Genomic DNA, 4,592 nt, shown 5'->3' on the forward strand with positions numbered 1-4,592 from the left:
GCCATCGATGAGCAGGTGCAGCGCTTCTTCGTTCAGGCACTGCAACTCGATGAGTTCACCCTCCAATTGGAGGGCGCAGAGACTGATTCTATGGAGGTCTGAGACGATCGCCATGGCGAACTTCAACTCCGAAACGTGAGATGTAAATGGCCGGGACAAGCATCAGCAGATTAATGAACAGACTGAATAACCCGGTAAACAGAAAAGAGTTGCGGCTGGCTTGGAGGGCTGCACGCAACTCGTCGCGATGACGGTTGCTTGGTTTCAAAAATATAGGAGCCGGTTGAGTGTTGAGTTCACAAGATGATGAGTGATGTGGACCCCATGTCAAGGACAGTTTTAGCCCGAATTTAAGTTAATCTGCCTCTGCCATTGCAGCGGTTTGGCGCTGCCCCATCTTACCCTTGGCGCTTGCGGTGGCACTGAGCGTCTCTGTCCGTGTCTCTGCAAAACGATCGGCGATTGTCACACCGCCGCCTTGGCCGGAGCGATGGACATCCTCTGGCGTGCGGTAGCCCAGGCTCTGATGCGGGGTTGTTGCCGTTGTTGCCGTTCAGCGTGTCGTTGCCTGCGGCACCATCCAGGCCGCCGACGCCGCGCTTGTCGCGCGCCGTGCCGGTGAACTACAGAATGAAATCGTTGGGCGTCAGGGTCGCTACGCCGAGCAGCAGGATCGACATATCGGCAACGTCGTCGCCGGTCCAGTCGAACTCCACCGTCGTGTTGGCGCCGGTTTTGACGTGACGCACCTCGAGTTGCGTCCCGCTCGTGAATGGGCCTGTTCCGGCGTAGGCAAAACTCGCGAAGCTCAACAGTTTGAGATCGATCTTGTCCTCGCCGGACTTGAAATCCGTGATTTCGTCCTGTGCGACCGGTGACCCGAACGGCGTTCGCTCGTCGTAGACGAATACATCACGGCCCAATCCGCCGCTCAGGACATCCACACCTTGGCCGCCCGTGATGGTGTCATTTCCGCCGAGACCGAAAATCGTATCGTCTCCGGCGAGGCCATTGATCACGTTCGCCGCAGCGGTGCCGCGCAACGAATCATTGAAACCGCTTCCGGTCAGGCTCTCGAACCCGGTCACCAGATCTCGCCCAGCCCCGGCGGTATTCTGGATGGCGGTCAGCGCGAGATTGACGTTCACGTCCGCCGTAGCGCTGGCGTAGCTCAAAGTGTCGGTGCCGAGGCCACCGATCAGCGTGTCGTTGCCATCGCCGCCTTCGATCACATTCGCTTTGGCATCGCCGGTCAGCGTGTCCCCGAATCTCGATCCGATGAGGCCTTCGATCGAAACGAAGGTATCGGTGCCGCCTCCACGGGTGTCTTGCGGTGTGGTGACGAGGAGCGAGGCGGTCACGGCCGCCGTTGCGCTCGCATAGCTCGCCTGATCGTTGCCACGCTGGCCATTGAGGCGATCATTGCCGGCGCCGCCATCGAGAATGTCGTCGCCGCCCGGGGTGCCGATCGAGAACTGTACGCGGTAACGCAGATCGGTCGACTGACCGAAGGAATCGTCCGAGATCGAGATGATGTACCGCCCGGCCACGGGCAGTTCGAATTCCACGTAGGCGTCGTTGGTGGTGTTCGATCCGCCGGCTCCGGCGGTCTTGGGGGCGAAATTGAAGCTCCGGCCGGTATCGAAGGAATTGGGGCCGGTGATGTTGATGTCGGAGAACAGCGTGCCGGGAAGGTGCGCGCGATCGACATCGACGATCAGCTTGGCGCCGGGCTTGAGAACGTTGATAATGAACTGGTCGAGACCGTCGCCGAACGTTCCCGTGCGTGTCATGGTCGAGTCGACAGTCAGGTGGGGCAGAACATCGGACGCGATCACGTTCGGATCGGCCGCCACCTTGAAGAGACTGGAAATGTCGGTTAAGACGGGTGCTGGCGAGTTGTCGGGAGCTGCCGATTTCGTCAAATGGCCGGTCCCGAGCCCGACCACGGCCGTCGGATCGATGCTGTCGCCATACAAGATGTCATCGCCAGCGCCGCCCGAGATGCGGTCGTTCTGATCGCCACCGTAGATCGTGTCGCTGCCCGCGTCGCCGTTCAGCGCGTCATTGCCATCGCCGCCGCGGAGAACATCGTTGTCGTTCCCTCCGTTCAGCGTGTCGGAGCCGCCGCGGCCCGCGAGCCGGTCGCGGCCGTCGTTGCCCGAGATCATATCGGAGCCCTTGTATCCGCCGAACGCGATGTCGTCGCCCGCTCCGGTATCGCTCGACAAGCTTCCGAAGCTGGTGCCCAGCACCTCGATCCGGTTGGCGAGCGCGTTGCCGGTCACCGTGCTCGTCGAACCCGATAACGCCAGAACGTTTTCGATCATCGCGAACTGGCGCAGGTCCAGGGTCGAGTCGCGCGTCTGGATGCTGTCGATCCCTGATGCGTCGATGATAGCGTCCCCAGATTGATAGTCGTACGTGTCGTTCCCGATTCCGCCATCGAGTATGTCGTTGCCGACACCGCCGCTCAAGAAATCATTGCCGGCCTCACCAAAAAGCTGATCCGCCTCTGACCCGTTGCCAATGTTCTCGGTGAGCCTGTCGTTGCCGTCACCACCGTAAAGCGTATCGGCACCGCTGCCGCCAATCATGGAATCGTTACCACCGAGGCCTCTCAGCGTATCGTCACCGTTGTCGCCAAAAAGCTGGTCCGCGCGAGCTCCGCCGATCAGAGTGTCGTTCCCAGTGCCACCCGAGAAATTAGCGATCTCCACACCGGCAATCGTGCCGATCGATGTACCCCCGATGGTGTACGTCGAGCCGAGCGTGAACGCGATCGACTGGGACGTGCCGCGCTGAGGATTGAAGTAGAACGTATCGGTGCCAGTTCCGCCGTCGATATCATAGGTGCCACCGAAGCCACGATAGTCGACCATCAGAATCTCGATGAAATCATTGCCGCCCAAGCCACGGATCACTTCTGTCCCCGCCTCAACGCCGTTCGAGCCCAGCGTGTCGTTCAAGTTGCTGCCGGTGAGATTGTCTGCGGCCCAGCCGCCGCGGATCGTCACGCGTTCGAACGCCGAGGCAAACACGACGTTCACGCCACCCAACTGAACCTGAAAGCCAGCCGTGTTGAATGCCGCAAAAATGCTCTGGGTTGCTCGCGTTAGGAAGAGTCCGAGCGTGTCGGTGCCGATGCCGCCGTCCGCGGTGTCGCCGGTCTGCGTGCCGGACAGATAGACGATGTCGTCGCCATCATCGCCATACAGGAAGTCGATGTCCTGGAAGTGATTGCCTTGCGATGAGATGATGCTGTCGTTGCCCGCGCCGCCGCGTATGCTGTCGTTGTCTGACTGCGGATCGTTGAACGGGTTGTTGTCGTCGTCGTAGATCGTGTCGTTTCCCTCCCCGCCAGTGAGGGTGTCGTTGCCCGCGCCACCGTAAATGGTGTCATCGCCGCCGAGGCCGTTCAGGATGTCGTTGGCTTCCTTTCCCAAGATGGCATCGGCGCTTGCCGTGCCGTCATACGTGTCTGGATTGGGGGTACCTGGAAAAATGGCCATGACAGACTCCGCAATTTAGGGATAGGAAATCCAACCGCACGGCGGCCAGTGTTAGGGGGAACGTAGCATCCAAGGAAGGTGTTCGGCAAGGACACAGTGATGTTGGCGGGGATGCCTGAGGGGAGGAAACCGCCGGTTGGGAGGGCGCTGTCGCGTAGCTTGGCGCTGCGGGCGGGGGCACGGGTGCAGCGGGTGCAGGACGTGGCGTGCGCGACCGGCAAGGGGAGACGGCTACCACTGCACCTGCTGGTCGAAGACGTACCCGGGCTGCGCTTCACTGCACATTAAGTTATGAGTCAAATAGACCGCGAAGGCCATGAGTCCCGCGCCGTCCTGAACCGGCGCGCTCACCGCAGCCGGAAAGGGGCGGCGATGGGATTGACCGCAGGCGCACACACCGGACACCCTCCGATACTCGGTCACTAAAGTGGACCCCATGTCCAGGACAGTTTTTCCCTGAATTTAAGCTGGACTATCCACGTTCATCGCAGCGGTTTGGCGCTGCCCCAGTTCCTGTTCTGCCTGGCCGAAGCGATCCACGATTTTAGCTCCCCCGCCTTCCCCCGAGCGGTAGACCGCCTCCGGCGTCAGGTACCCCAGCGATTGATGCGGACGTTCGTGGTTGTAAAAGGCGAAATACTCGGTTAGCCCCAGGAGCAGCTCGGGCAAGCTGGCATAGCCCTTGAGGTAGATGTCTTCGTATTTGACGCTCCGCCACAGCCGCTCGACGAAGATGTTGTCCAATGCCCGCCCGCGCCCGTCCATGCTGATATCGATCCCGGCCGCCAAGAGGGTCCGTGTGAACGCCGTGCTGGTGAACTGCGACCCTTGGTCCGTGTTGAAGATCTCGGGGCGTCCATGAACCCGCAGGGCGTCTTCCAGGCAATCCACGCAGAAGCCCGCCTCCAGGGTATTGGACAGGCGCCAGGTCAGCACGCGGCGCGAATACCAGTCGATGATGGCGACTAGGAGCCTGTCCGACTTAGGTCGGACGTCGCGGCGAAGCCGCTCTGGAGGCTGAAAATCAAGGTGACTTTCTCATCAATGGGTCATTGAATGGCCATTTTTCACGACATCGAC

At 60.7% G+C, this 4,592-nt stretch carries 1 protein-coding gene and 1 pseudogene; both read right to left on the reverse strand.

What is annotated here, in order from left to right:
* Positions 1-623: 623 nt before the first annotated feature.
* Positions 624-3,512, reverse strand: coding sequence for a calcium-binding protein (locus QZY07_RS13095; protein WP_295403352.1), 2,889 nt, complete (start codon positions 3,510-3,512; stop codon positions 624-626).
* Between the two features lie 462 nt (positions 3,513-3,974).
* A pseudogene (locus QZY07_RS13100) lies at positions 3,975-4,481 on the reverse strand (integrase core domain-containing protein); the annotation flags it as partial.
* Between the last annotated feature and the right edge of the window lie 111 nt (positions 4,482-4,592).

It is taken from the genome of uncultured Thiocystis sp. (genome assembly GCF_903866365.1).
Classification (GTDB): Bacteria; Pseudomonadota; Gammaproteobacteria; order Chromatiales; family Chromatiaceae; genus Chromatium.